At 37.0% G+C, this 2,371-nt stretch carries 2 protein-coding genes; both read right to left on the minus strand.

The features are described from left to right. Nucleotides 1-271: 271 nt before the first annotated feature. Nucleotides 272-1,171: a formyltetrahydrofolate deformylase gene (gene purU, locus K1I44_RS14865; RefSeq protein ID WP_219986616.1), complete on the minus strand. Its 900-nt coding sequence runs from the start codon at nt 1,169-1,171 to the stop codon at nt 272-274. A gap of 85 nt (nt 1,172-1,256) precedes the next feature. After that, nucleotides 1,257-2,078: a formate/nitrite transporter family protein gene (locus tag K1I44_RS14870; RefSeq protein WP_003397203.1), complete on the minus strand. Its 822-nt coding sequence runs from the start codon at nt 2,076-2,078 to the stop codon at nt 1,257-1,259. Nucleotides 2,079-2,371 lie beyond the last annotated feature (293 nt).

Consider the following 2,371-nt stretch of genomic DNA (forward strand, 5'->3'; position numbering starts at 1 on the left):
TTTCGTGTACAATTCACTGTATAGTCCTCCTTGGTCTGATTTTAGGTGTTGACACCCCTGCATCATACCAAGAGGGCTTTTTTCTTTCAAGTCCCCGAAAACCTTTCTAACAGGAATGCTCCTTTCATATGACACATTCTTTACATAAAGAAAAAATCCTTCCCTATTTTTATTATAATTGAACATTTTTATTTTTATTCAATTTTTATTTAGAACATAGTTTATTATGTGAAATATTTTTATAAAAAAAGAAGAAGGCTTCCCCTCTTCTTTATTTAAAGACAATCGTCTTATTTTCGTGAATGATAACACGATCTTCTAAGTGCCACTTTAACGCACGAACTAGTACCGTTTTCTCGATAATACGCCCTACCCGTTTTAAGTCTTCTATATGATGCTTATGATCGACCCGTTCAACATCTTGTTCAATAATAGGCCCTTCGTCTAAATCATCTGTTACATAATGAGAAGTCGCACCAATTAGTTTCACTCCACGGCGATAAGCTTGTTCATACGGGCGCGCCCCAATAAATGCCGGTAAAAATGAATGGTGAATATTAATAATTCGTGCTGGGAACATGGAAACGAAACGCGGTGATAAAATTTGCATATAACGAGCGAGCACAATAACATCAACATCATATTGTTTTAACAACTCAATTTGTTTCGCTTCTGCCTCTTGTTTTGTTTCTTTTGTCACAGGAACGTAATAGTATGGAATACCAAATGATTCAACCGTCTCTCTCATTTGTTCATGGTTACTAATGACAAGGGCGAAATCCGCAAGTAGTTCACCTGCTTGCCACTCCCATAGCAATTCTAATAAACAATGTTCTTCTTTTGAAACAAATATAGCTACCTTTTTTATATGCGTATGTAGGCTGAATTTCCAGTCCATTGCAAAACGTTGTGCAATCGTTGCGAATTTCTTCTCTATCTCTTCTTTTCTTTCACGTATGTTTGGCGCATCAAACTCAATTCGTAAAAAAAACGTGCCGCCTTCAGGATCTGTTGAATATTGGTTCGACTCCACTATGTTAGCCCCTTGTTCATGTAAAAACGTTGTAACTGCTGCAACAATTCCTGGTTGGTCGGGACATGATATAAGTAAACGGGCACGATGCTTATACTTATCTACAAAATCACGAACATGTTTCTGCTGAAAATACATAACAAACCTCCCCTTTGAACGAAAGAAATGATAAATAATAGCATTCATTATAACAAATAGTCGAGAACATGTCTCGACTATTTTCTTACTTATTCAATATTCTCCGCAATCCAAATGATCCTTTCCATTTAGGTGCAGGGAGCTTTACTGTCGAAGAAAGATACGTATATAAAGCTCCCATGAATAAAGAACCGCCGACAATATTCCCAATTGTCACAGGGACAATGTTATGAACAACACCCGCCACATCAATGGCGGACGGATGTGGTACGGCTAAGGCGAGTGAAAAAATAACAAAATTCGCAATAGAGTGCTCATATCCTGACGCAAAAAAGACGAAAACAATCAAAATCATAGCAAACATTTTTGCTACGTCTTCTTTCATTTGCATCGGAATGAAGATGGCCAAACAAACGAGCCAGTTACACAAAATTCCCTTTACAAATAATTGTATTGTTGTCGCATGCATCTTTTTCAACGCCATGGCAAATAACAAATGATCCATCGGGATATCATGAAAAATACCTGACTGTGCGATTAAAAAAGCGAAGAAAATAGCTCCAAGTAAATTACCGCTATAACACGCCACCCAGTTACGAACCGTATCTCCAACGGTTGTTTCTCTTTGAAGCGTACTAATAGTAAAATACATCGTATTTCCTGTAAATAGCTCTGCTCCACCGTACATAATGAGCACAAGCGCTATGCCGAAAAAAATTCCGCTTACTATATACGTTGCGGGCGAATGTGTCTCATAAAAATATTGACCGACACGCAAACAAAGAATAAGAGCAAAACCAATGTACACACTTGCGAGAGCAGCACGAATCATATATTGGACGGGTGAATTTTGTAAAATCGTTCTCTTCTTTAATGCTAGCTCCTTACATACTTGTAAAGCTTCCATTGTCTCTCCACTTCTCTTTCTGTTTTGTGATGTTTTTCACACTTTATCCTACTCCGATCACTCATGTTTTTCAATGTATTTGTGTAAATGTTAAAATAAATGTCAACACTTTCTTTTTTGAAAGCGTTTGTTTTTCAAATGACTATTGCAATTTTTGTATATGTTGTTCGTATGAGTAAAATGTTTGTGGGAGAAAAAAAGACAGGTTCCTGATTTGGTATAATAAGGAACCTGTCAGATATGTAAGCAAAATAGATGAAAAACGGGCTCTCCTCCTGGTAAGGTAGTAAGTG

The sequence above is a fragment of the Anoxybacillus sp. ST4 genome, from assembly GCF_019448545.1.
GTDB lineage: Bacteria > Bacillota > Bacilli > Bacillales > Anoxybacillaceae > Anoxybacillus > Anoxybacillus pushchinoensis.

Bases quoted from the DNA above. Each gene is read 5' to 3' on its own strand.
- K1I44_RS14870 (WP_003397203.1), bottom strand. From the start codon at position 2,078: ATGGAAGCTTTACAAGTATGTAAGGAGCTAGCATTAAAGAAGAGAACG.
- purU (WP_219986616.1), bottom strand. From the start codon at position 1,171: ATGTATTTTCAGCAGAAACATGTTCGTGATTTTGTAGATAAGTATAAG.